This window comes from Kitasatospora sp. NPDC036934 (assembly GCF_055608425.1).
On the sequence record NZ_JBVJQR010000002.1, the window covers coordinates 501,255 to 526,691 of the forward strand.

17 protein-coding genes and 1 tRNA gene are annotated in these 25,437 nt (G+C 71.2%); 10 read left to right on the forward strand and 8 right to left on the reverse strand.

Annotation, left to right across the window (positions count from 1 at the left end; translation table 11 throughout):
- The first annotated feature begins 117 nt into the window (after positions 1-117).
- The 3 genes from ACZ7BZ_RS05000 (at position 118) to purM (ending at position 3,974) form a co-directional block, all read left to right on the forward strand.
- A complete protein-coding gene (locus ACZ7BZ_RS05000; RefSeq protein ID WP_470357136.1) occupies positions 118-966 on the forward strand; it encodes a diacylglycerol kinase catalytic domain-containing protein in 849 nt (282 codons plus the stop codon).
- A 240-nt stretch (positions 967-1,206) separates the two neighbouring features.
- Entirely contained in the window at positions 1,207-2,790 is a 1,584-nt protein-coding gene (gene purF / locus ACZ7BZ_RS05005; protein ID WP_470357137.1) for an amidophosphoribosyltransferase, read from the forward strand.
- A 98-nt stretch (positions 2,791-2,888) separates the two neighbouring features.
- A complete protein-coding gene (gene purM / locus ACZ7BZ_RS05010) occupies positions 2,889-3,974 on the forward strand; it encodes a phosphoribosylformylglycinamidine cyclo-ligase (protein WP_380459343.1) in 1,086 nt (361 codons plus the stop codon).
- Between the two features lie 193 nt (positions 3,975-4,167).
- Here purM and ACZ7BZ_RS05015 read toward each other — a convergent pair whose 3' ends face one another.
- Positions 4,168-4,425 carry a DUF3073 domain-containing protein gene (locus ACZ7BZ_RS05015; protein WP_380463500.1) on the reverse strand — a complete coding sequence of 86 codons (258 nt, stop codon included), beginning with the start codon at positions 4,423-4,425 and terminating at the stop codon, positions 4,168-4,170.
- A gap of 384 nt (positions 4,426-4,809) precedes the next feature.
- Positions 4,810-5,967 (reverse strand): Glu/Leu/Phe/Val dehydrogenase dimerization domain-containing protein, encoded by a 1,158-nt coding sequence (locus ACZ7BZ_RS05020; RefSeq protein WP_380463502.1) that lies wholly within the window; start codon positions 5,965-5,967, stop codon positions 4,810-4,812.
- A 207-nt stretch (positions 5,968-6,174) separates the two neighbouring features.
- Here ACZ7BZ_RS05020 and ACZ7BZ_RS05025 point away from each other — a divergent pair, with 207 nt between their 5' ends.
- Complete coding sequence (locus ACZ7BZ_RS05025) at positions 6,175-7,089, forward strand: DUF8083 family protein (RefSeq protein ID WP_470357138.1); 915 nt, start codon at positions 6,175-6,177, stop codon at positions 7,087-7,089.
- A gap of 487 nt (positions 7,090-7,576) precedes the next feature.
- Positions 7,577-7,783, forward strand: coding sequence for a developmental transcriptional regulator BldC (gene bldC / locus ACZ7BZ_RS05030; RefSeq protein ID WP_014137253.1), 207 nt, complete (start codon positions 7,577-7,579; stop codon positions 7,781-7,783).
- 336 nt (positions 7,784-8,119) lie between these two features.
- Here bldC and ACZ7BZ_RS05035 read toward each other — a convergent pair.
- Together ACZ7BZ_RS05035 and hrpA are read right to left on the reverse strand one after the other, a co-directional pair.
- Positions 8,120-8,193, reverse strand: a tRNA-Asp gene (locus ACZ7BZ_RS05035).
- A gap of 130 nt (positions 8,194-8,323) precedes the next feature.
- Positions 8,324-12,304, reverse strand: a complete 3,981-nt coding sequence (hrpA, locus tag ACZ7BZ_RS05040; protein ID WP_470357139.1) for an ATP-dependent RNA helicase HrpA — start codon at positions 12,302-12,304, stop codon at positions 8,324-8,326.
- A gap of 154 nt (positions 12,305-12,458) precedes the next feature.
- Between hrpA and ACZ7BZ_RS05045 the strand changes: the two genes are divergently transcribed.
- Together ACZ7BZ_RS05045 and ACZ7BZ_RS05050 are read left to right on the forward strand one after the other, a co-directional pair.
- On the forward strand, positions 12,459-12,977 hold the full coding sequence (locus ACZ7BZ_RS05045; protein WP_470357140.1) for a SigE family RNA polymerase sigma factor: 519 nt from the start codon (positions 12,459-12,461) through the stop codon (positions 12,975-12,977).
- Entirely contained in the window at positions 12,974-13,957 is a 984-nt protein-coding gene (locus tag ACZ7BZ_RS05050) for a hypothetical protein (protein ID WP_470357141.1), read from the forward strand. Before ACZ7BZ_RS05045 ends, ACZ7BZ_RS05050 begins: the two co-directional genes overlap by 4 nt.
- Before the next feature lie 58 nt (positions 13,958-14,015).
- Here ACZ7BZ_RS05050 and ACZ7BZ_RS05055 read toward each other — a convergent pair whose 3' ends face one another.
- Entirely contained in the window at positions 14,016-14,975 is a 960-nt protein-coding gene (locus ACZ7BZ_RS05055; protein ID WP_470357142.1) for a LysR family transcriptional regulator, read from the reverse strand.
- 544 nt (positions 14,976-15,519) lie between these two features.
- On the opposite strand from ACZ7BZ_RS05055, the gene ACZ7BZ_RS05060 reads away from it, so the two are divergent.
- Together ACZ7BZ_RS05060 and ACZ7BZ_RS05065 are read left to right on the forward strand one after the other, a co-directional pair.
- On the forward strand, positions 15,520-16,440 hold the full coding sequence (locus ACZ7BZ_RS05060) for a zinc-binding dehydrogenase (RefSeq protein WP_470357143.1): 921 nt from the start codon (positions 15,520-15,522) through the stop codon (positions 16,438-16,440).
- Positions 16,441-16,469: 29 nt separating this feature from the next.
- A complete protein-coding gene (locus ACZ7BZ_RS05065; RefSeq protein ID WP_470357144.1) occupies positions 16,470-17,519 on the forward strand; it encodes an alpha/beta hydrolase family protein in 1,050 nt (349 codons plus the stop codon).
- Between the two features lie 148 nt (positions 17,520-17,667).
- On the opposite strand, the gene ACZ7BZ_RS05070 is transcribed toward ACZ7BZ_RS05065, so the two are convergent.
- From ACZ7BZ_RS05070 to ACZ7BZ_RS05080, 3 genes are all read right to left on the reverse strand, one after another.
- Complete coding sequence (locus ACZ7BZ_RS05070; RefSeq protein ID WP_470357175.1) at positions 17,668-20,052, reverse strand: non-reducing end alpha-L-arabinofuranosidase family hydrolase; 2,385 nt, start codon at positions 20,050-20,052, stop codon at positions 17,668-17,670.
- 891 nt (positions 20,053-20,943) lie between these two features.
- On the reverse strand, positions 20,944-21,711 hold the full coding sequence (locus tag ACZ7BZ_RS05075) for a hypothetical protein (protein WP_470357145.1): 768 nt from the start codon (positions 21,709-21,711) through the stop codon (positions 20,944-20,946).
- 55 nt (positions 21,712-21,766) lie between these two features.
- On the reverse strand, positions 21,767-22,993 hold the full coding sequence (locus ACZ7BZ_RS05080; protein ID WP_470357146.1) for a DNA sulfur modification protein DndB: 1,227 nt from the start codon (positions 22,991-22,993) through the stop codon (positions 21,767-21,769).
- A 245-nt stretch (positions 22,994-23,238) separates the two neighbouring features.
- Here ACZ7BZ_RS05080 and ACZ7BZ_RS05085 point away from each other — a divergent pair, with 245 nt between their 5' ends.
- Positions 23,239-25,410: an N-6 DNA methylase gene (locus ACZ7BZ_RS05085; RefSeq protein WP_470357147.1), complete on the forward strand. Its 2,172-nt coding sequence runs from the start codon at positions 23,239-23,241 to the stop codon at positions 25,408-25,410.
- Positions 25,411-25,437: the final 27 nt, after the last annotated feature.

The following is a 25,437-nucleotide window of genomic DNA, read 5'->3' on the forward strand; positions in this document are numbered from 1 at the left end:
CCCCTTCCGGTTGGGGCATCCTGCGTAGGCCGCAGTCTGCCCCGAGATAGACGAAGCCCCTGGCGCAATGGCGCAAGGGGCTCTTGCACCGAGAGATTACCTGAGGAAGGACCGGTCGTGTCGTCCCTGTCCACGCCTGCTACCGGCGGTCCCGAGCCCCTTCTGCTGCTGCTCGACCCGGTGGCCCGGCAGACCGACGGGGAGTCGGTGAGGATCGCGAAGGACGTGTTGTGCGGGGGCGCGGACGTCAAGGTGGCCTATCCGGAGAGCCCGTTCGAACTCGACCGGATGCTTTCGCACCGGGGTCGGCGGAGACCGGTGGTGATCGGTTCCGACCTGGCGCTGCAGCGGGTGCTGCAGGCCCTGCACCGGCAGCGTGAGCTGGGTGCCGATCCGGTGGGGATGGTTCCGGTCGGCCGGGCGGAGGAGCTGGCGACGGCCCGCGCGCTCGGCGTGCCGGGGGAGCCGGTGCGGGCGGCGCGGGCGGTGCTGTCGGGCGCGCCGCGCACCTTCGACCTGCTGGTGGACGACGGCGGCGGGGTGGCCCTGGGCGGGGTGCGGATCATCGGTGGCGGCGGGCGCCGGCCGGGGGGCCGTCCAGGTGGCTGGCGTTCGCTATGGGCGAAATTGGCTGCGGCCGAGCAGGCGAACGCACTCACCCCGGAGCCCGTCGACCACAGCGCCCGGGTCCGGGTCGAGGCGGACGGCCGGCTGCTGGCCGACGTGCACCGCCCCGTCCGGCTGGTGCAGGTCTTCCTCCCGGGCGCCGGGGACGCGGCCGGCGCGGGCGTGCTGGAGGTGGTGGTCCGCGGCCCGGGCGCGCTGGTGCGGGCGCGGGCCGCGAGCGTCTCGGTGGTCGGCCGGGGCTTCGGCTACGAGGCGGACGGCCACCCGGTGGGCCCGGTCCGAGCCCGCACCTGGACGGTTCACCCGGGCGCCTGGGGCCTGCTGCTGCCCGCGGCGTGACCGCCGGGTGAACGACGGGTGAGCAGGCTCACGTTCGGGGCCGCCCGCCGATCACCGGTCCGCACACGGAAAGCCCCAACGGGCGCGAACCACAAGGCCAACCGCCGTCCGCCGGAATTCCCCCACCCGAATTCCCGGCCCCGTAAGGGGTTTTGTCTACGCGCGTTACTCCGTGATCCCGGTCCGAACCGGACCTCCCGGGTTCCGGAAGCCCTGGTCAACTGCCCTAGACTCGAAGGCGTGCCACGTGGTGACGGAAGACTCAACCACGATCTTCTTCCCGGTGAGAAAGGCCCCCAGGACGCTTGCGGCGTCTTCGGTGTCTGGGCTCCCGGCGAGGAGGTCGCCAAGCTCACGTTCTTCGGCCTTTACGCCCTGCAGCACCGCGGTCAGGAATCCGCGGGCATCGCAGTGAGCAACGGCTCCCAGATTCTCGTCTTCAAGGACATGGGGCTCGTCTCCCAGGTCTTCGACGAGGCCTCGCTGGGGTCGTTGCACGGGCATATCGCCGTCGGACACGCCCGCTACTCGACCACCGGTTCCTCGGTCTGGGAGAACGCCCAGCCGACCTTCCGGGCGACCGTGCACGGTTCGCTGGCCCTCGGGCACAACGGAAACCTGGTGAACACCGCCGAACTGGCGGCCATGGTCGCCGAACTGCCCGGCGAGGAGCACGTATCGCGCTCCGGCCGGACCGCCGCGACCAACGACACCGACCTGGTGACCGCCCTGCTGGCCGGCCACCCGGACCTCTCCATCGAGGAGACGGCCAAGGTCGTGCTGCCCAAGGTCAAGGGCGCGTTCTCGCTCGTCTTCATGGACGAGCACACCCTCTACGCCGCCCGCGACCCCCAGGGCATCCGCCCGCTGGTGCTCGGCCGGCTGGAGCGCGGCTGGGTGGTCGCATCCGAGACGGCGGCGCTGGACATCTGCGGCGCCTCCTTCATCCGCGAGGTCGAGCCGGGCGAGCTGATCGCCATCGACGAGAACGGCATGCGCAGCTCGCGGTTCGCCGAGGCCAAGCCCAAGGGCTGTGTCTTCGAGTACGTCTACCTGGCCCGCCCCGACACCTCCATCGCCGGCCGCAACGTGCACCTCTCCCGGGTGGAGATGGGCCGCCGGCTGGCCAAGGAGGCGCCCGTCGAGGCCGACCTGGTGATAGCCACTCCCGAGTCCGGCACCCCCGCCGCGATCGGCTACGCCGAGGCCAGCGGCATCCCGTACGGCTCCGGCCTGGTGAAGAACGCCTACGTGGGCCGCACCTTCATCCAGCCCAGCCAGACGATCCGCCAGCTCGGCATCCGGCTCAAGCTGAACCCGCTGCGCGAGGTCATCGCCGGCAAGCGCCTGGTGGTCGTGGACGACTCGATCGTCCGCGGCAACACCCAGCGCGCGCTGGTGAAGATGCTCCGCGAGGCTGGCGCCGCCGAGGTGCACATCCGGATCTCCTCGCCGCCGGTGAAGTGGCCCTGCTTCTTCGGCATCGACTTCGCCACCCGCGCGGAGCTGATCGCCAACGGCATGACCATCGAGGAGATCGGCCGCACCCTCGGGGCCGACTCGCTCTCCTACATCTCGATCGACGGCATGATCGAGGCCACCAAGCAGCCCAAGGACAAGCTCTGCCGGGCCTGCTTCGACGGCGAGTACCCGATGGAGCTGCCGGACCCGGCGCTGCTCGGCAAGCTCCTGCTGGAGGCCGAGATCAAGGGCGGCCGGCAGCAGCCCGCCGTCCGCGGCAAGCCGACCAGCGGCAGCGACCTGGACGGCGTCCAGTCGCTGCTCGGCGGGGCGGGCGCGGCCGACGCGCTGCGCCGCCCGTAGGAACGCACGGTGGGGTCCCGCGAACCGGGGCCCCTCCGCCGTTCCACCCCCTTGCTGTAACGAACCGCCCCCACCCTGACCCGAAAGGGCCGCACGCAGTGACCACGAACCAGAACGGTGCCACCTACGCCGCCGCCGGTGTCGACATCGAGGCGGGCGACCGCGCCGTCGAGCTGATGAAGCAGTGGGTGAAGAAGGCCAACCGCCCCGAGGTGGTCGGCGGTCTCGGCGGCTTCGCCGGCCTCTTCGACGTGTCCGCCTTCAAGAACTACGAGCGGCCGCTGCTGGCTTCGGCCACCGACGGCGTGGGGACCAAGGTGGCCATCGCGGCCGCCATGGACAAGCACGACACGATCGGCCACGACCTGGTCGGCATGGTCGTGGACGACATCGTGGTGTGCGGCGCCGAGCCGCTGTTCATGACCGACTACATCTGCGTCGGCAAGGTCGTCCCGGAGCGGGTCGCCTCGATCGTCAAGGGCATCGCCGAGGGCTGCGCGCTGGCCGGCTGCGCCCTGGTGGGCGGCGAGACCGCCGAGCACCCGGGCCTGCTCGGCCCGGACGAGTACGACGTCGCGGGCGCCGGCACCGGTGTGGTCGAGGCCGACGCGCTGCTGGGCTCCGAGCGGGTCCGGGCCGGCGACGTGGTGATCGCGATGGCCGCCTCCGGCCTGCACTCCAACGGCTACTCGCTGGTCCGCCACGTGCTGCTGAACGAGGCCGGCTGGAAGCTGGACCGCAAGGTCGAGGAGTTCGGTCGCACCCTCGGCGAGGAGCTGCTGGAGCCGACCCGGATCTACTCGCTGGACTGCCTGGCGCTCACCCGCGCGACCGAGGTGCACGCCTTCTCGCACGTCACCGGCGGCGGCCTGGCGGCCAACCTGGCCCGGGTGGTCCCGGACGGCCTGCACGCCCGCCTGGACCGCGGCACCTGGACCCCGCTGCCGGTCTTCCGGACCGTCGCCGAGGTCGGCCGGGTGGCCACCCTGGAGCTGGAGAAGACGCTCAACATGGGCGTCGGCATGGTCGCCGTCGTCCCGCCGCACTCGGTGGACGCGGTGCTGTCGATCCTGGAGGACCGCGGCGTCGAGGCCTGGCTGCTCGGCGACATCGTGGAGCGCACCGACGAGCACGAGGCCGGCGCGGCCCTGTACAACGCCTACGAGGGCTTCACCGCGGGCTGACCGGCCCGCGGACGCGAGAGGGCCCCTCCGGCGCACCGGAGGGGCCCTCTCGCACGTCCTGGGCGTTCACGGCGGCCGGCCGGCCGGCCGGTCCGGAACGGCGCGCAAGCCGTCCGGGCCCCGCCCGCCCGTGGGAACGCCGAAGACCGGTCCGGCGCCCAGGGGCGCCAGGACCGGTCCGGCGAAGCTGCGGTTACGAGCGGCGGGAGGCCTGCGACGGCCCGGTGCCCGGCCCGGTGTCGTCCTCGTCGTCGAGGTCGGCGTAGCGGGCGGCGTACTCCGCGTACGGGTCGTCGTCCTCTTCCTCCTCGATCGGCTCGGGGTCGATCGAAGCGGTGGACGGCGATACGCCCAGCTCGTTGGACAGACGGTTAGCGTCGAACCCGCCGCTGTTGTACTTCAGCTCGCGGGCGACCTTCGTCTGCTTGGCCTTGGCCCGGCCGCGCCCCATGGGTCGACCCCCTCAACGATGGGGCTCACGGCCCCGAGTCTGACACGTGTTCATGATCAGGTCCGGCCTGCCCGAATGGGAGGACCGTCCCTTGGAGCATTAACGGTACCTGTTTCCGCCGCTGGACGGTACGTCGTCGGTGTGACGTGGCGCGCACCGACTGCACCCGCGACCAGGTCTTCCCAGGTCAGGGGAGGTTTTGCGGCGTTTTGCACGCTGTCCGGAGGTGTTCGTGGTCCGTCGTTCCAGGACTGATTATCCCCCCAAGGGGGACCTCGGATCACCCGTTCGGGCGGAGAAGTGAGAATCCGGTTCCACATCGTGATGCGCGGGGGGCCGGAGGTGACGGCCCCCCGCGCACCGGGGTCAGCGGAGCGACCGCGATCAGCCGCGGCGGCTGCCCGGCAGCAGCACCGTGCGCAGGGCGCTGATCTCGCGCATCCGCTTCTCGGCCAGGCGGTCGGCGGCGACCGCCGGCGGGATGCCGTCGGAGGCGGCCCGGGTGAAGATCTCCAGGGTGGTGTCGAAGATCTTGGTGGCCTTGTTCTTGGCCCGCTCGAAGTTGAAGCCGTCGATCTCGTCGGCGACCTGGATCACGCCGCCGGAGTTCACCAGGTAGTCGGGGGCGTAGAGGATGCCGCGGTCGGCCAGGTCCTTCTCGACGCCCGGGTGGGCCAGCTGGTTGTTGGCCGCGCCGCAGACGATCGAGGTGCCGGACTCGCCGAGCGCCGCGACCACGGGGTCGGTCAGCGCGCCGCCGAGGGCGCAGGGGGCGTAGACGTCCAGCTTGGCCTGGAGCAGGGCGGTGGTGTCGGCGACCACCTCCACCTCCGGGTGGGCGGCGCGCACCCGGTTGACGGCGGCCTCGAAGGGGTCGGTGACGACGACGGTGGCGCCGTCCGCGACCAGGTGGCCGACCAGGTAGTGGCCGACCTTGCCGACGCCCGCGACGCCGACCCGCTTGCCGCGCAGGGTGGGCTGGCCCCAGCGGGCCTGGGCGCTGGCGCGCATGCCCTGGAAGACGCCGAAGGCGGTGAGGATGGACGAGTCGCCGGCGCCGCCGTTCTCGGGCGAGCGGCCGGTCACGAACTCGGTCTCGCGCGCGATGACGTCCATGTCCTGGACGTAGGTGCCCACGTCGCAGGCGGTGATGTACCGGCCGCGCAGCGACTCCACGAAGCGGCCGTAGGCCCGGAGCATCGCCTCGTTCTTGTCCTTGTTCGGGTCGCCGATGATGACGGCCTTGCCGCCGCCGAGGTCGAGCCCGGCCAGCGCGTTCTTGTAGGACATGCCGCGGGACAGGTTCAGCGCGTCCTCCAGGGCCGCCTCCTCGGAGGCGTACGGGAAGAAGCGGGTGCCGCCGAGGGCGGGGCCGAGTGCGGTGGAGTGGATGGCGATGATCGCCTTGAGCCCGGAGCTGCGGTCGTGGCAGAGGACGACCTGCTCGTGGCCGTCGCCGGGGGCGCCGTCCTGCTCGGTGCGGAAGATCCTGCTGAGCACGCCGGGTGCGGGGTGCGTGGCGGGGGTCTGTACGTCGGTCACTGTGGTGACTCCAGTATCGCGGGCCCGCTGCTGTGGTGCGGGCGTCTGGGGCGAAGCGTAGTCGCGCCGGAGCCGCCGATCAGCCGTCTTGTCCGAGCTTGTGCCGGTTGTCCGAAGGATGAGACGGGAAGGGCCCCGCGGTGCGGGCGCGAACGGTTCGGGGTCGCGCCCTCCCGGGCCCGCGCGGCTCGTGCGACGATGCAGGACGTGACCGTCGTACGTACTTCCGTACTGCCGCCCTACGCCGCCCACCTGCGGGTCTACGAGCCGCTGGCGGCCTATCCGGAGCCCGAGCGGGCACGCTGGCAGGCCTACGCGGCCGAGCACGGGCCGGACGCGGCGGTGGCGGAGCAGTCGGTCGCGGAGGCGGCGCTGGAGGAGCAGCGGGAGGCCCTGGCGGAGCTGGCCGCCCGCACGCCCCGGGCGCTGCCGGAGCAGGAGAGCGGGCGGGCGTACCTGCGCACCGTCGACGGCGTACTGTACGTGTGCCCGTGGGCGACCAGGCTGCGCAGTTGGCAGGCGCTGGAGGAGCTGCGGGCGGGGGCTCCGGTGGCGCTGCTGGACACCGCGCTGCCGCCGGTGACCCGGGCGGCCGCCGAGGCGGACCGGGAGCGCTGGCGGGCCGGGCACCCGGACGCCCGGCCGTGGATCCTCACCAGCCGGTGGGAGGTGCCGGTGCGCTGGTTCCTGCCGTTCGGGGACGAGGACCGGTGCTTCGTTCCGGGGGGAGCGGGCACCGGAGGGGGAGGACGGGAAGAGGAGGGGGAGCGGGGCAGGCCGGCGGCGCTGTTCTACCTGGTGCCGATGGCCCAGGCCCGGCGCCGGGTGGCGCGGGCCTACCGGGCGCTGCGCGAGGCGGCGCCGGACGGGGAGCTGGTGCGCGGGGCGGAGCAGGTCGGGCGCTGGCTGGAGGAGTTCCACCCGCGTTCGCTGGTGGAGTTGGACTACGGGGGTCTGGTGCATCTGCTGGGACCGGAACGGCTGTTGGCGGACCGTTCGGCGGGGGAGCTGGAGGAGGGGCTGCGCGCCCTGCGGGCCGGGGACACCGACGGCGCGCTCCGCGCGTACGGGGAACTGACGGGGCGGTGGCGGCGGGTGCTGGCGTTGCGGCACGCGAACTGACGTCCGACCGCCCGTGTATGACTGTCAGAGGTCTTTGGTCCGCGGCGGCGCCGACCAAGGTCCCGGTTCGGGTCAATAGCTGTCGAACGTGACACTACTCACCGTTGACGCGAACTTACCCCTATGTGCAAAAATGGGACAACCAGCCCAACTTCACGTGAGCATGCCCACTTTTGGGTGGTTCTGGAGTCGATGCGTGCTTTGCGGGGAAACGGAGGGTCTGGTCCCCTCGTAACCGGACGTCACTGTCGAGTGACTGTCCGTTATGGGGTGGTCCATCGCCATCCGTCGGCCTTGAACCCGTGAGGGGTCAATTTTGGCGGTTTGGTCGATAGGGCTGGACGGATGGTGTAGTTGTAGACACCAGGACAAGCCGTTCGTCCTATAACCGACTCGGCCCGTCTATGCCATTTCGGGCATCGCGGGCCAAGGTGCAGAATTTGAAGGATAGAACCGCCCTGGTTCGGTTCTCCCGAGGAGGCCGCTCATGACCGCTCGTACCCCTGATGCTGAACCGCTGCTGACGCCGGCGGAAGTTGCCACCATGTTCCGCGTTGACCCGAAGACGGTCACCCGCTGGGCCAAGGCGGGCAAGCTGACGTCGATCCGCACGCTCGGTGGTCACCGTCGTTACCGTGAGGCGGAGGTGCGCGCACTGCTGGCCGGGATTCCCGCTCAGCGCACTGAGGCCTGATAGGCCAAAGGCTCTTTCGAAGGGGCTGCTAACCGGACTCCGCCGGGTCCGGTCGGCAGCCCCTTTGTCATGCCTGTCGACGCTCGGAATGTTTAACTCCGGATAACGATTTGGTGCTCATGGGGTGGGGGGGATTTACAGTGAATAGAAGTACAATTTTACATATTAAATTAGTGCCGTACGGAACGGGGCGTTTCGGGGCTGATTCCCGAGGGGTTCGGGTGACGACGGTCACACGGGCCGTCACTTGTGGCCCGGGCCTGGTTCGGGGTAACGGACGGACGGTCAAAAGCAAGAGGCCCGGAACCTGACGGTTCCGGGCCTCTCGCACTGCGGCGATCCCGACGGGACTTGAACCCGCGACCTCCACCTTGACAGGGTGGCGAGCTAACCAACTGCTCCACGGGACCAGAGTTTTCTGATCTCGTTCACTCGCTTGCCGCGCTGCGAACAAGACAGACTGTAGCCCATGGTGGGCCCCCAGGTCGAACTGGCTCCTGAAGGCCCACCGCGCACCCGCAGCTCAGGGCGCCGCCGGGGTCACAGGGACGCCCGGGCGGCCTCCATCGCCTTCATGATCCGCTTCTCCGAGACCGGGCTCGGCGTGCCCAGCCCCTGGGCGAAGAAGCTGACCCGCAGCTCCTCGATCATCCAGCGGATCGCCCGCACCTCCGCCGAGGGCTGCCGCCCGGCCGGCACCGCCGCCAGCAGCTCCCCGTACGCCTGCTGGACCTGCTGGACCTTCAGCAGCTGCTGGGCGTCCCGCTGGGGGTGGTTGGGCAGCGCCTCCAGCCGGCGGTCCACTGCCAGCAGGTAGCGCTTGAGGTCGGGCAGCCGCTGCCAGCCGGTGGCGGTCACGAAGCCCGGGTGCACCAGCGAGGCCAGGTGCAGCCGGACGTCGTTCACGGCGTTCAGCAGCACCGGGCTGCTCACCGCCTTCAGCCGGGTCGACGCCTTGTGGAAGGCGATCAGCGCGGTGGCCGTCTTCAGCGTGGTGTCCGCGGAGAGGTCGTAGAGGTCCGCCCGCACCTTGTCGTGCAGCTTGCCGAAGGCAGCCTCGTCCCAGGCCGGGCCGCCGGCCAGGGCCATCAGCCGGTCCGTCGCGGCGGCGATCACGTCCTCGAACAGGGCGGCGATCGAGCCGTGCGGGCTGTGCGAGAGCGCCAGCTTCGCCTGGTTGCCCAGCCGGCCCTGGATCGACTTGGCCGGGGAGGTGGTGGTCAGCATCAGCAGCCGGCGCGTCCCCTCCCACATCGCCCGCTCCTGGGCCTCCGGGGTGTCGAACAGCTTCACGCCCACCGAGGCGCCCTCGTCCACCAGGGCCGGGTAGGCGCGCAGCGAGTGGCCGCGGGAGCGCTGCTCGAAGGTGCGCTGGAGCACCGGCAGACCGGCCGGCCAGGCGGTCAGCCCGCCCTGCTCGATGCCCTGGCCGGAGGCCGCCGAGGAGAGCGTCTCCTTCAGCTTGGGCTTGAGCTTCAGCCGCAGCTCCTCCAGGTCCTTGGACTCGGCCAGCCGGCGCTTGCCGTCCACCACCCGGAAGGTCACCTTGAGGTGCTCCGGCACCCGCTCGTCGTCCCAGGCCTCCGGCGGCACGGTGACGGCCGTCAGGCGCTTCAGGGCGTGCTCCAAGGCCGGCAGCAGTGGCTCCCGGCGGTCCTTCACCGCCCGCAGCGCCGCCTTGGCGAAGTCCGGGGCCGGCACGAAGTTGCGCCGGATCGCCTTGGGCAGCGACTTGATGTACGCGGTGACCAGCTCCTCCCGGAGCCCCGGGATCTGCCAGTCGAAGCCCTCCGCGGTGACCTGGTTGAGCACCGGCAGCGGGATGTGGACGGTCACGCCGTCCGCGTCGCTGCCCGGCTCGAACTGGTAGGTCAGCTTGAAGCGGAGCTTGCCCTGCTGCCAGTGGTCCGGGTAGTCGGCCTCGGTGACGCCGTCCGCGGCGTCGTTGATCAGCATCGACTTCTCGAAGTTCAGCAGGTCCGGCTGCTCGTACCGGGCCTTCTTCCACCAGGAGTCGAAGTGCCGGGTGGAGACGATCTCCTCCGGCAGCCGGGCGTCGTAGAAGTCGAACAGGGTCTGGTCGTCCACCAGGATGTCCCGGCGGCGGGCCCGGTTCTCCAGCTCCTCGACCTCGCCGAGCAGCTTGCGGTTCTCGGCGAAGAACCTGTGGTGGGTCTCCCAGTCGCCCTCGACCAGCGCGTTGCGGATGAACAGCTCGCGGCAGAGCTCGGCGTCGATCTTCCCGTAGTTGACCTTGCGCTGGGCGACGATCGGCATCCCGTAGAGGGTCACCTTCTCGTACGCCAGCACCGCGCCGGCCTTCTTCTCCCAGTGCGGCTCGCTGTAGCTGCGCTTGATCAGGTGCCCGGCCAGCGGCTCGACCCACTCGGGTTCGATCTTCGCGTTGATCCGCGCCCACAGCCGGGAGGTCTCCACCAGCTCGGCCGACATCACCCAGCGCGGCGGCTTCTTGAACAGGCCGGAGCCCGGGAACACCGCGAAGCGGGCGCCGCGGGCACCGCCGTACTCGCGCTTCTCCACGTCGAACAGGCCGATGTGGGAGAGCAGTCCGGCCAGCAGCGACTGGTGGATCCGGTCCGCGTCCGGTTCGGCGTCCGGATGCGGCTCTTCGATCGTGACGCCCAACTGCTTGGCCACGGTGCGCAGCTGGGTGTAGACGTCCTGCCACTCCCGTATCCGCAGGTAGTTGAGGAACTCCGACTTGCACATCCGGCGGAAGGCCGAGGAGGACAGCTCCTTCTGCTGCTCCCGGACGTAGCGCCACATCGCCAGGTAGGAGAGGAAGTCGGAGGTCTCCGAGGTGAACCGGCGGTGCCGTTCGTCGGCGGCCTGGCGTTTCTCGGCGGGGCGCTCGCGCGGGTCCTGGATGGACAGCGCGGCGGCGATCACCATGACGTCGCGCACACAGCCGTTCTTGTCCGCCTCCAGCACCATCCGGGCCATCCGCGGGTCCACCGGGAGCTGGGCGAGCTTGCGGCCGAGCCCGGTCAGCCGCTTGCGCGGGTCCTTCTCCTCCGGGTCGAGCGCGCCCAGCTCGTGCAGCAGGTGCACGCCGTCCTTGATGTTGCGGGAGTCCGGCGGGTCCAGGAACGGGAAGGCGGCGATGTCGCCCAGGCCGGCCGCGGTCATCTGGAGGATCACCGAGGCCAGGTTGGTGCGCAGGATCTCCGCGTCGGTGAACTCCGGGCGGGAGAGGAAGTCCTCCTCCGAGTACAACCGGATGCAGATGCCGTCCGAGGTGCGGCCGCAGCGGCCCTTGCGCTGGTTGGCGCTGGCCTGGCTGATCGCCTCGATCGGCAGCCGCTGCACCTTGGTGCGGTGGCTGTAGCGGGAGATCCGGGCGGTGCCCGGGTCGATCACGTACTTGATGCCGGGGACGGTCAGCGAGGTCTCGGCCACGTTGGTGGCCAGCACGATCCGGCGGCTGTTGGAGCGCTGGAACACCCGGTGCTGCTCGGCCGAGCTGAGCCGGGCGTACAGCGGCAGGATCTCGGTGCTCCGGAGCTTCAGCTTGGTGAGGGCGTCGGCGGTGTCGCGGATCTCGCGCTCGCCGGAGAGGAAGACCAGGATGTCGCCCGGGCCCTCGTCCTGCAGCTCCTGGGCGGCCTCGCAGATCGCCTGGATCTGGTCGCGGTCGCGGTCGTTCTCGTCCTGCTCGTCGTCGCCCTCGTCGACGACCGGGCGGTAGCGGACCTCCACCGGGTAGGTGCGGCCGGAGACCTCGATGACCGGGGCGTCGCCGAAGTGCCGGGCGAAGCGCTCCGGGTCGATGGTCGCGGAGGTGATCACGACCTTGAGGTCGGGGCGGCGGGGGAGCAGCTGCTTGAGGTAGCCGAGCAGGAAGTCGATGTTGAGGCTGCGCTCGTGCGCCTCGTCGATGATCAGGGTGTCGTACTGGCGCAGGTCCCGGTCGGTCTGGATCTCCGCCAGCAGGATGCCGTCCGTCATCAGCTTGACCAGGGTGTCCTGGCCGACCTGGTCGGTGAACCGGACCTTCCAGCCGACCGCCTCGCCGAGCGGGGTGTCCAGCTCCTCCGCGACCCGCTCCGCCACTGTACGGGCGGCGATCCGGCGCGGCTGGGTGTGGCCGACCAGACCTCGGACGCCGCGGCCCAGCTCCAGGCAGATCTTCGGGATCTGGGTGGTCTTGCCGGAACCGGTCTCACCGGCGACGATCACCACCTGGTGGTCCCGGATCGCCGCCAGGATGTCGTCCTTCTTCTGGCTGACCGGCAGCTCGGCGGGATACGTGATCTTCGGTACGGCGCCCCGGCGCTGCGCGACCAGCAGCTCGGCACGGTCGATGTCGGCGGCGATCTCGGCGGCGACCTTCTGCCGGGCCTCCGGCTTGCGGACCCTGCGGGCCCCCTCCAGCCGGCGCCCGATCCGCACCTCGTCGCGCAGGGTCAGCTCGGGAAGGCGGGCGGCCAGCTCACCGATTCCGGGACCCTCGGCGGGAACGGAGGCGGACTGGACTGCGGGAGAACTCACTGCGGGCATCCCTCTAGGTTCGCAAGGAGGCACGGTGGAGCGCACCTCGGTTTTCGAGCTCCTCCAGTGTCACAGCCGCCGGCGGCCGATCGCGAATGCCGGATCACGGACGCCGGGCAACGATCGGCGGGGGTTACGGACTCTGGAGGGCGAGGAGGTGCTCATGGGAGCCCAGAAGGCCGCCCGGGACGAAGAGTTCCGGGAGTTCACCGGCAGCGCGTGGTCACGGCTGCTGCGCACGGCGTACCTGCTCGCGGGGGACCGGCACGGCGCCGAGGACCTGGTCCAGCAGGCGCTGGAACGGGCCTACGTCCACTGGAACAAGGTCCGGGCGGCGGACGACCCGAACGCCTACGTACGCCGCATCCTGATCAACGAGCACGCCCGGCGGTTCCGGCGCAGACCCGCCGAGTACCTGGTCGAAGTCCTGCCCGACCGGCCCGCCCCGACCGGCCCCGACCCGGACGACCGGGCCGTGCTGCTCGCCGCGCTCTCCGCCCTGCCGCCGCGCCAGCGCGAGGCCGTCGTCCTGCGGTACTGGGAGGACCTCAGCGAGTCCCAGACCGCGGCGGCGATGGACTGCTCGGTCGGCACGGTGAAGAGCCAGGCCGCCAGGGGACTGGCCAAGCTGCGCGAAGCCTCCTCACTCCACGGACTGACCAGCATCGGAGGCAACAGATGAACACGCAGTCCATGCCCGAGGACGAGGACGTGCGGGCCGCCGAGGCCGCCGTCTCGTGGGAGCTGGGCGATCTGGCCGAGAGCGTCGAGACCGGACCGGTGCCGTACGAGCGGCTGGTCGCCGGCGGACGGCGGCGGCTGCGGCGCCGACGGCTGCTGACCGCGGTCGCGGTCGCGGCGATGGTCGTGGGGGTCGGCGGGGCGGGGGCCGCCTTCGGGGGGTACGGGCGCGGGGCGGGCGGTGCGGTGGTCGCCGTGGCCGCGTCGCCGTCCACGGCCGCTCCGGCGGCCTCGCCCGGGTCCTCGGCGCCGGTTCCGGGAGCGCCGTCCACCGGTGCCACCGCTACGGCGACGCCGTCCACGAGCCCTTCGGCCGGCCCGAGCGGGGCCCCGCGGGACCCGTTCACCCCGATGCGGGCCAGGATCGCCGGGGGCACCACCGTGAGCGGCCACACCTGGGAGGCCTGGGTCGCCGAGTGGCCGAGCCCGGCCACCGAGCAGGACGCCATCAAGCAGGACAAGCTGATGCAGGTCGAGCGCCTCGCGGCCGGCTCCGACCTGAAGTCGCTGATCCCCCGGGACAGCAAGGGCAACTGGGTCCCGCACTGCGACATCGCGAACCTCTACTACACCGTGGACGGCAAGCGGCAGCCGGACGACGTCCTGTACTCCCTCGCCGAGCCGCGCGGACCGTTCACCGGCGGGGTCGGCGGCCTGAGCGCCTCACTGGGCCTCAAGGACCGGGCCAGGACCGGTCTCCCGCCGGTCGTGATCGGCGCGGAACGGCCCGAGGTCGCGAAGATCGTGATCACCTGGGACACCGGTGACACCACCGAGCTGGCGCCGATCCCGGTCGGGGACTCCGTGCTCCACTGGTACGCCGTCATGGCGAAGCCCGGGGCCGGGGTGAAGAACTACACCGCGTACGGCGCGGACGGCTCGGTGGAACGCACCACCGACCAGTGGGTCCGCACCAACTGAGCGTGCCGGGCGGGGACGTGGTGGGGGCGGGGCGGGGCGGCTCCCCCAGTGCGTGGGTTCACGGGTGGAGGGCGGCCTCGTCGGCGTCCGGGAGCCAGTCCCGGGCCGGGTCGTACTCCAGCCATCGGCAGTGGGCCGCCTCGGCGGTGAACGCCCTCAGCAGGACGTCCAGTTGGCCGTCCCGGTCGGCGTCCCGGTCGGTCCGCCAGAGCAGCGACCAGGCGTACAGCGGGGTCGGGCCCACCAACGGCACGGTGCGGACGCCCGGACGGTCGGGCAGCGGGCCGTCGGCGGGGACGAGCGAGAAGCAGCCCGGATCGGCGGCCACCTGGTCGAGGAAGTGCTCCAGGCCCAGATTGGTCGAACCGACCCGGTCGGCGACACCGAACCGGGCGGCGAAACGGGTCAGGAAGTCCAGGCGGTCCACCGCCGCCGGGTAGCGCAGCACACTGCCGCGCAGCTCGGCCGGTGCCAGGGCGTCACGGCCCGCCAGCGGGTGGTCGACGCTCAGCAGGGCGTCCACCGGCTCCAGCCGGACCAGGCGGTGCGTCAGGCCCGCGTCGGCGCCGTCCGGGAGGGCGTGCACCCGGCCGAAGCCCGCGTCCGACTCCCCGCGCAGCAGCGCCGCCGCGACCGACGGCAGGTCGCGCCCGGGCACCGGCTCCACGTCCAGGCCCGGGGCGGCGTCCACCGCCTGGGCGAGGGTGCGCATCGGTGCGTACAGGTGGCCCCAGACGTCGATCCGCAACGGCCGCCCGGTCCCGCGGACGGCCGCCACCGCGAGGTCCCCCTGCGACAGCACCCGGCGGGCCGGCCCCAGGAACCGCGAACCCGCACCGGTCAGGCCCACGCCCCGGGGGTCCCGCTCCAACAGCCTCGTGCCGAGGGCCGCCTCGAGCCGGGCCACGCGCTTGGACAGGCCTTGCTGGCTGATGCCCAGGCGGGTGGCGGCGCGGCCGAAGTGCAGTTCTTCGGCGGTGACCACGAAGGCTCGTACCTGTCCCAGATCCAGATCCACGGGGGGCACCTTAGCGGGGGGTTCGGAGCGGTAGGGGGGTGCTGCGGGGGGCTGTTGTTGTGTGGGGGGCTTTCGGGAGGGTGGGTGGTTCCGGGGGCGGTTCCGGGGGTGGGTGCTCCGGGGGCTGGGTGATTTTCGGACCGCCGACCCTCATCGCGCGGGGTGCTCGTCGTTGGCGGTCTGAAAATCACCCGTCACGCCCCTCTCCGCACCCACCCCCTCCACCGCCCCCTCCCGCAGCGCGTCCCTCTCGCCTGGGGCGGGTGGGAGGTGGGGGTGGGGGAGGTAGGTGGGGGTGCGGGGGTGGGGGGTGGGTGCGGGAAGGGGTGGGGGTGCGGGGGTGTGTGGTGATCTCCCTCTGCACCGGCCCCTTTCGCAACGCGTCTCCTCTGCGCGGCGCCTCTCCACCGGCCCTTTCACAGCTTGTGCCTCTCGCCTGGGTGGGGGCGACAGCTGGTGGTTGTCGGTGGTCCTGGTCGGTTGTTGGACCGGTTGGTGGCGGGGGCGGTGGGGTGGGGGCATGGCGAGTGGAGGGAGTGCGGGGATGAAGGCGCTGGTGGCGACGGGGGACGCGGCGGAGCCGGTGCGGTTCGCGGAGGTGGAGCAGCCGCGGCCGGGGCCGGGTGAGGTGCTGGTGAAGGTGGAGGCGTTCTCGGTGAACCGGGGGGAGACCTTCCAGCTGGAGGCGCCCGGGGCCTGGTGGCGGCCGGGGAAGGACGTTGCCGGGCTGGTGGTGCAGGCCGCCGCCGACGGGTCGGGGCCCGCGGTGTGCCGGCGGGTGGTCGCCCACCCGCCGGCGGGTGGGTGGGCCGAGTACGTGTGCGTGCCCGCCGGTTCGCTGGCCGAGCTGCCGGACAGCCTGGACGCCGTGCGGGCCGCGGCGTTGCCGTTGGCCGGGCTGACCGCGTTGCGGTTGCTGCGCACGGTGGGGGCGGTGGCCGGGCGGCGGGTGCTGATGACCGGGGCGTCCGGAGGGGTGGGGCACTACTTCACCGAGCTGGCCGCGGCGGCGGGGGCCGAGCTGACGGTGGTCACCGCCTCGCCGGAGCGCGGCCGTCGGCTGGCGGAGCTGGGGGCGGCCGAGGTGGTGCACGACCTCGCGGAGGTGCGCGGCCCGTACGACCTGGTGCTGGAGTCCACCGGGGGTGCGAACCTGCCGGCGGCGCTGGCCCGGCTGGCCCGCCGCGGCACCCTGGTCTGGTTCGGCCAGGCCTCCCGGACGCCCGTCACGCTGGACTTCTTCGACTTCTTCAAGGGCCCCGAGTCGGCCACCCTGCGGCACTTCCACTACGCGGACTCGGACGTCCCGTACGGCGAGGACCTGGCCACCCTGGTGCGCCTGGCGGTGGCCGGTCGGCTGACCCCGGAGATCGGCCGGGTCGCGCCCTGGGCGGAGACCGCGACCGCCCTCACCGACCTGCGCGACCGCCGGATCCGCGGCAAAGCCGTGCTGACCGTCGCCTGAACCCTCCCTTCCGGAAAGGAACTCCTGCCGTGTCGTTCTTCGAAACCCCCGGTCTGCTGCCCGAGTTCGTCGAACTGGTCCGCCCGCGCGCCCACGGCGCCGGACTCGACCTCTACGAGTACGACCGGGCGACCGCCCCGCTGACCTCCCTGCTGGACTGGCCCGCCGCCTTCGGCGCCGTCGGTCGGCGGTACCTCGCCGAGGCCGGGCGCGCGGCCGCCGAGGGCCGTACGGTCACCGCCGGCACCGGCTACCGCCGCGCCGCCCGCTGGTTCCACGCCGCCGGACTGCTGCCGCACCCCGACCGGGCCGCCGCCGCCCGGCTCGCCGCCGAGGCCGACGACGCGATGCGGCGCTCGCTGGCGCTGCTGGAGCCGGACGCCCGGCGGGTCGAGGGCGAGGGCTTCGCGGGCTGGCTGCGCCGGCCGGCGGCGGACGGCGGTGCGGGTGTCCCGGTGGTGCTGGTGGTGCCGGGCATGGACTCGTCCAAGGAGGAGTTCCACCTGCTGACCGGGGCGCTGCTGGACCGCGGGGTCGCCGTGCTGGCGATGGACGGGCCGGGGCAGGGCGTCCTGGCGGCGGGGAGCGCGCCGGAGCCGGACTACCACCGGGTGGTGGGCCGGGCCCTGGACGCGCTGGCGGCCCACGAGGGCCTGGACCTCGCCAGCACCGCCGTGGTCGGCCTCAGCATGGGCGGCCACTACGCGGCGAAGGCGGCCGCCCACGAGCCGCGGCTACGGGCCGCCGTGACCGTCAGCGGCCCGTACCGGCTGGACTGGGACGCCCTGCCCCCGTTCGTCACCGAGACCCTGGTCCAGCGCTGCGGCGGCCCGGAGGCGGCCCGCGCCTTCGCCGACCGGCTCGACCTGACCGCCCTGGCCCCGACGATCACCCTCCCGCTGCTGGTGGTCGAGGGCGGCGAGGACCGGATCCCCGGCGTCACCAACGCCACCGTCCTCGCCGAGCACGCCCCGAACGCCGAACTGCTCCTCGTCCCCCACGGCAACCACCTGCTCGGCACCGCCCTCCCCGACTGGCTCCCCACCACCGCCGACTGGCTCACCGGCCGGCTGGCCTGACGGCCCGCCCAACTGCCCGGCGGGGTAATTGGGTTCGGGTACGCAGCAGGCCCCGGAGAGTGGACTCTCCGGGGCCTTCGCTGGTCGTGGCCAGGGCCGGGGACTGCCGTCGGCTACCCGATCGCGATCACCGTGGGGCCGGGCGGGGTCAGCGCTGGAGGGTGAGGACGCCGGGCCGCCACGGCAGTCGGTCATAGGAGCCGGTCGCGGTGGGGGACTTGCCCTGGTAGAGGAGTTGCAGGTGGCAGGGGTCGATGGTCATGGTCTGGTCGGGGTTGTCGCGGACCAGGTCGCCGTGGCTGATGTCGTCGGTCCAGGTGGCGCCGCTGTTGGCCTTGCCCGCGAAGGGGCTGTTCTCGCTGGCGGCCTGCGGGGTCCAGGAGCCGTTCAGGCTGGAGGCGGTGAACGAGCGGAAGTAGCGCTGCTCGTTGGCGCCGCGGGCCTCGACGATCATGAGGTACTGGTTCTGGCCCTTGACCTTGTAGACCTGCGGGGCCTCGAAGAGGTTCTTCTCCGAGTCGCTCATGACGGTGGTGTAGGAGGAGCCGAAGTTGCCCGGGAAGTTCCCGATGGGCATGCTCGCCCGGTAGATGCTGCCGTTGTCACCGGCGAAGAACAGGTACATGTTCTGGTCGTCGGCGATCAGGGTCTGGTCGATCGGGCCGGTGCCGGAGTTGGGGATGCTGCCGGTGAACAGCGGCTGCGGCGCGGACCAGCCGTTGGGGTTGGTCGGGTCGCTGGACGTGCGGTAGACGAACGGCCACTGGCCCCACTGGTAGGCCAGCACCCAGATGTTCTTCGGCGCGAAGTAGAACAGCGTCGGCGCCACCGCGGCCTGGCTCATCCCGGTCTGGGGGGCCGAGGCCATGTCCGACCAGTTCGTGAAGGGGCTGAACATCATCGAGCCGTACGAGGAGCCGTTCACGTTCGACGCGTAGACCAGGTGCTTGCCGTTGTACACCACGTCGGTGAAGTCCTTCACCGCGGCCCAGCCGTTCGCCGGCTGCGCCAGCGCGCCCGTCGAGGACCAGTGGTACGTCGACGGGAGGGTGCAGGTGCCGCCGCCCGTCGGCGCGGACGAGCCGAGGTTCCAGTGCTGGTTGGCGGCGCCCCAGGAGTCCCAGATCTGGACGGAGGTGCCGTTGGCGCTCTGGCCGCCGGGGAGTTCGAGTGCCCGGCCGCTGGCGACGTTGATCAGGGTGTAGGAGCCGTCGGCGTTGCGGTCGGCGCGCCAGTGCTGGTTGGCACCGCCGTTGGAGTCCCAGACCAGCGGCTTCGTGCCGTTGGCCGTCCGGCCGCCGGGCTCGTCGAGGACCCGGCCGCTGGCGAGGTTGGTGAACGTGTAGGAGCCGTCGCCGTTGCGGTCGGCGCGCCAGTGCTGGTTGGCCGCGTCGCCGTTGGCGTCCCACACCTGAAGCGGGGTGCCGTTGCCGTTCTGCCCGGCGGGCTCGTCCAGAACGCGTCCGCCGACCGCCGCGGAGAGCGAGTAGACGGTGCCGGAGTTGATACCCCCGCCCTGTGTGCCGCCGCCACCGCTGCTGCCGCCGAGGGCGGTGAGCGCTGCGGCGTAGGCGGGCTTCTTGTTGCCACCGGCGTCGAACAGCAGCGGGTTCTCACCGCCGCGCCACGAGTCGCTGTCGCGGATGCCCCACACCGAGATGCCCGTGCAGCGGGCGACGTTGAGGCAGTCCCGGACGGTGTCGGTGTACGCGCTCGCGGGGGCCTGGGCGATGTCGAGCTCGGTGATCTGGACGTCCACGCCGAGCGCGGCGAAGCTCGACAGCGTGGTCTGGAAGTTCGCGGGCGGGCCGCCCGCGCCGAAGTGGCTCTGGAACCCGACGCAGTCGATCGGCACGCCACGGGACTTGAAGTCCTTGACCATGCCGTAGACGCCCTGGGTCTTGGCGTCGGACCAGTTCTCGATGTTGTAGTCGTTGTAGCAGAGCTTCGCCCCGGGGTCGACGCGCCGGGCGGTGCGGAACGCCTCTTCGATGAAGCCGTTGCCCAGCACGTTCTGGAACACCGAGCTGCGGTGCTGGCCGCTGGGGCCGTCGGCGAAGGCCTCGTTCACCACGTCCCAGGCGTAGATCTTGCCCTTGTAGTGGGTCATCTCCTGCGTGATGTGGTTGTCCATGACGCTGCGCAGGGTGTTGGCGTCGTTGATCGAGCCGACCCAGCCGGGCAGCTGGGAGTGCCAGACCAGGGTGTGGCCGCGGATCTTCTGGCCGTGCGCGGCGGCATGGTCGACGATCGCGTCGGCGGGGCCGAAGTTGAACGAGCCCCGGGAGGGTTCGGTACTGTCCCACTTCATCTCGTTCTCGGGGGTTATCGCGTTGAACTCCCGGTCGAGGATGGTGGAGTACGTCGAGTCCGCGAGCCTGCCCGCGGCCACCGCCGTGCCGAAGTAGCGGCCGCTGCCGGCCGCCGCCGCGCCCAGCGTGGGCGGCGTGCCGGAGTTCGACGTGAACGCGGCCTGAGCCACCAGCGGCACGGCGGCACCCACGGCGGCGAAGGCAACGGCGGCGGCGAGCACGCGGCGGGTTGCCGGGCGGCGGCGATGAGCGCGGTTCTGATCTGGCAAAGGCTTGTCCTTCTGGCTCCGGGGGCCCGTCTCGGCCCCGATCTCCCGTCAGTTGCCGCCGCGTCCGGAAAGGTTGCCGCTCGGGAAGGAGAATTTCCGTCGAGCGGATGGGCACGGCCCCATCCCGTCGGGGCGAAGCCGGTCGCAGGCTCTGTGGGCGTGGCGCTGCTGCCGGAGCCCCCGTGTTCCCGCAGCCGTGGTCGTCCAGCACCCGGCCGGCGCTGCGGTTGACCAGCAGGTACCAGGGGCTCGTGTCCACGGCCACGGAGGCGCCCAGGACCGCCAGGCCGACAGCCGCCCGGAAACCCGGGCGCCGGTACGGCCGACGGGTGCGATGGGACGGACGGGCTCCGCGTCCGTGGCCGCCCACCCGATGCCACTGACGAGGCCCTCGGTCCAGAACCGCTGGAGTCGCGCGATCGCCTGGGCCTTGTCCGGCTCGGCGACCTGGCCCTCGGCGAGTCCGACGCGGTTGATCAGCAGGTGGACCGGGGCCGGGAACCGGTGACGTCCGCTGTGCCGTTGGCGTCAACAGACACAAGAATGCCCCCGAAGCGAGCTGCTTCGAGGGCATCGTGCCTGGTCAGACTATGTGGCCAGGGCCGGGGTCGAACCGGCGACCTTCCGCTTTTCAGGCCAAGCCGGGGCGGCGAGATGCCCCAGTTTGGGTGATTCTGCCGTCCGTGGACGGCTGCCGTCGGACGCCACCGTTCGGGTCGGTTGGCGTCAGCGTTGGCGTCAACCGGGAAGCAGTCCGAGGCATGCTGGCCGGTAGGACGGAGGCTCGGGGTGCCATGCGGGGCACCTCACCTATCGCCTGGTCATGCGATGGGTGAGGTGCCTCTACGAGTCCTTCTGCGAAAACAGCCAGGTCTCGAAATCGGACAGGAACTCACCCATCGCCCCGAGCGATGACGGGTCTGCCTCGTACTGGAACGACAGGTTGACCTCGTACAGCTTGTAGGCAGGCCGTGCGTCTCGCGCTGCTGCAGCGACGGCTGCGAGCGCGTGGACCGCGTCGTCGCGCCGCCCGGTCTCGACTGACTCGATGAGCTCGGGCCAGAGGTTGTCTCCGATGTGGTCGAAGAGCTCCATCAGGTGCAGGCCGGCCTTGTGGGCACGGTTACGGATGGCCTCCTGCTCGGCGCTCCGGTGGTCCTCGGCCCATCGGTCGTCCTGCTCGTCCGGTTCCGACCAGTCGGCCATTTCGTTCTGAAACTGGCGGTCGAGGTCCTCCTGGGTCAGCCGCGGGTGCTCGAAGGCAGGCGTTTCCCCAGCATTGAACAGCTCGATCGGCACCGTAAGATCGGGGGTGGGCGTGCCCTCCAGGAGCGCGGTCAGCAGCAAGACGGCGTCGATCTTGGGAAGGATCTCTGCGACGTCCACGAGGCCCCCGAGGGTTCCGACCGCCTGCTCGACAGCCGAGTAGTCGTGCTCGGCGATCTGGTTGTCAAGGTCGAAATGGAGGTCGAGGATCGCACTGCCGATGCCGCGAAGGTCGTCCAGATGTGCGTCGACCTCGGCCTCGATGCGTTCGAGGGTCTGTCGAAGTTCGCGAGCCTCGGCGGCCTGTTCCTCAAGCGCGGCTACCGCTTTGGCAATCTCACTCACACCGTGCCCCTTATCCCGTGAGGATCCGTCTCAACTTCCTGGACTGGCAACCCTATTACCAGCCGCGAACCTTGCGACCGTACTCGGTGTCGGGGTGCAGCAGGGCGTCGGCGACCCGACCGCCGGCGTCCTTGGCGCCGCCTCCGAAGTTCAGGACGCCGGCGGCATTCGCGCTGGCGGCGATGCCGTCCCAGAAGCGGGCGTCGCGTTCCCAGCGCACGGAGTCCAGCAGGGCGGTCAGCTGGTCCTCGGTGAGCTGCTGGCCGGAGGCGGCCCAGCTGGTGGCCTGGTGAGCGGCGACGCCGAGGCCGGCCAGCACGGCCGGGGCGGAAACGGCGCTGCGGGAGGCGAAGTGCGGGTAGAGCCGGGCGATGAGCCGCGAGAGCAGCGGAACGAGCTGCTGCTCGATGTGTTCGGTGGTGACGCCCGCGGGCAGGGCGTCCTCGTGCACGGTCGCGGACGACAGCCCGAGCCCGCGCCGCCCGTGCAGGCTGGTGATCACCAGCGCCCGGAGGGCGGAGAGAGTCACCACCTCTGGATCGGTCTTGGTCAGCTGCCGCTTGCGGGCCTGAACGAGCTTGGCGAAAGGAATGATCTTCCCGTCGTGCTCGATCTTGACGGTGCTCGCGACGCGGTGGGCGAGCTGGGTGCCGATGTCGCGCTGGTCCATGGACATGGCCAGGTTCTTGGCGACGGGGACGCCCTCGACGTTGCGGTCGTAGAAGATCTGCCGGGCGTCCTCGACGCTCAGGCCGAAGTACATCTCGAACGGCACCCGGACGGCGCTCAGCTTCTGGTAGGTGGTTCCGAAGCGCTCCGGGTTGTCGTACAGCTCGTGCCAAGCGGTGACCTGGGTCTCGCCGTCGATGGCAACGACGGGGGATCCCGGGAGGACGGTGACGGTACGGATGCCACTGCCGGGCACCAGCTCCTCGCTCACGGCTCCGGGGTGTCCGTCCAGCCACAGGGTGATGGGCGGGGTCGACCACGCGCAGCCGTGGTCACCGTTGATCCCGGAAGCGATGTAGGAGGCGTACGAGACGACGTTCCGGCCCTTCTGGGATGCCTTCAGCATCCGCTGAACCAGCGCGCGCACCTCGGCGTGCCGGCGCAGGGTGCCGGAGGCGTACTTCAGGGCCCTCGTGTCCTCCTCGGCCTTCGGGGAGGGCACGAGCTGCAAGAGGGTCGGCAGTGCCATCGTTCCGATCACCGCGTCCGGGCGGAACGGGGTCACGGTCAGCTGGATGCCCTCAACGGTGGCGGTCGGCATGGTCAGGCTCATGGGGCGCTTCCTCTCGGTGCGACAGGCGGTGGGGCACGGCGGCGATCCGCGGTGCTGGTCCGAACGACGAGCGGTGCGATCCGAGAGTGACGGTGCCAGCGCGACTCGAGCCATCTTTTGCTTGATAACCGGGGTTATCAGCTCATTAAGCGCGACGGTCGGTGGTGGCGTCCTAGAGTTGCCGCATCAGCGAACGGCTCAACTCGAGGCCGCTTCGTGACCAGCCGAGAGAGGAGATCAGCGCCATGTCCGCCGAGTCGCTAATGCCTGGCACCGCGAGGGTGAATGGCGGTGTGCTGCTGGTCTCCATGGCTGAGATCGCGGAACTGGCACAGGTCAAGCGGCCCGTGGTCTCCACCTGGCGCCGGAGATACGCCGACTTCCCCGCGCCTGCTGCCCAGAACGCCGGCTACCCCCTGTTCGATGGTCAGCAGGTGGTCGAGTGGCTCATCGCCGCCGGACTGGGCAACACCAGGCCAGGTCAGCTGCGTGCAGAGATCGTTCTCCACGGCATCGCCGCCCAGGCCGACCGAGCCGACCCCCTTCGCACCATCGAGACCCTCGGCGCCCTGCTGTGTCTGCGCCACCTGGACGAGCGGCCGGTCGCCGACGAAGCGACAGTGAGCAGGCCCGAGGAAGCCCCCACTGCCCTCATGCGCCGGGCCGAGCGTATGGACCCGGAGGATGAGTTCGTCCTTCGCGAGCTGCGGACGGCCGGCGCCGACATAGTCCCGCTCGCCCACCTCGCCGAATCCATCGTGGAGGCCGCCTACGGAGAGCGAGGAGCGCACGAGTGGCTGCTTGCCTCACGCTCCCGTCTCAGCCTGCCCGCCCTGACCGCCGATGCCTTGACCGCCGAGCTCCAAAGTCTCCTCGTCGATCTCACCGACCTGCGAGGCCGCCTCGACCGACAAGGCTCGGTCACGCTTGCCGATCCCCATGCCCGCGCGGGCGACCTGCTCGTCGCCCAGATCCGCGAGGCCGACGCGCCCGACGGCATCACGGCCATGGCAGCCGACCCGGACGAGCGGCTTGCCCGTATCGCCCGGCGCCGCCTGCTGCTGGCCGGCATCGACGAGTTCTCGCTCGACGTCCAGGTCGGTCATGCTCTCGAGGAGAGCTTCGCGGACCCTGACCTGATCGTCACTCAGCTTCCCTTTCAGCCCGGCGAAGACCGTTCGGTGCTCGCCGCTCTGGAGGGCATCGAGCGCGTCGCCGACCTGCTCGGTCCCGGTTGTACTGCCCTTGTTCTCGGCCCGGCTGACGCACTCGTCGACGCTCTGCCCGGCACAGCGGAGTCCCAGCTGCGCTCCGCCCTGCTGCGAAGCAAGGTCGTGGAGGCTGTGGTCGCCCTGCCCGGCGGCGTGCTGCCCTACCGGCCCGGCTACCGCGCGGCGCTGTGGGTGCTCACCCGCGGCCAGGTCTCGACGGCGGAGGGCAACGTGTTGCTCGCCGATATCAGTGCTGAGCCCCTCACTGAGGCGGTACGCATGCGGCTGGCCGAGGACATCCTTCTGTGGCGTGCCGAAGGCTTCCGTGCCCTCGACGGCCACGACCCTCGCTACGGTCGCGCGGTGCGCGTCGCTGAGCTGGACCATGCTTTCGGTGGCCCACTCACCCCGCCGGGTCCGCCTGCCTCTCAAATCCTGGCTCTTGCCGTCAGGGAGCGTCCCGCCCTCATCGCCGAGGCCGAGGGCCGCCTGGAGCGAGCTGCCAAGACAGGCCGATCGTACGACGACGAGTACGGCCCCTACCGGGGCGGCGTCGTTCGCCGCACCGGATCGCGTCCCCGCCGCACTACACTCGGCGCGTTGATCGCCGAGGACCGGGTCACCAAGATCAAAGGCCACCGCCTTGACCAGCGGCACTTGACCGGAGCCGGCCAAGGCGGCCACCACACTGTGCTCGGCCCCGAGGAGGTCACCGGACGAAGTGCTGTCGGGGCCCGGCGCATCGACCGGCTGGTTCTGGCGACGGCGTACGAGCAGGTCGCGCTCACCGAACCAGGTGATCTCGTCTACACACTGTCACCCGAACTCGGCTTGCTCATCGACCATGACGGGTTCAGCGTTGCCGCCTTTCCGGCGCGCGTGCTGCGCGTCAACCCGGACGCTGAACGCCCGCTGACACCACGCGTGTTGGCAGCCCTACTTGGAGTAGCCCGAGGTGCTGGCCGTAGCCCCAGCGCCGTACGCCCTGCCCACCGCATCGAGGACTACGAGTTCCCCGAGCTCGACCGCGACGACGTGGATCGCTTCGATGCGTTACTGGCTGAGATCGAGCGCCGAGAGCGGATGCTGCGGACACAGGCTGATGCGCTCGTCGAGGCACAGCGACTGACCATCGCGGGCCTGGCCGACGGCACCCTCACCTTTGGTGATACGCGGCCCTTGCCCCCGCGTTCCCTGCCAGACTGACCAACCGAACCACAGACCAGGAAGAAG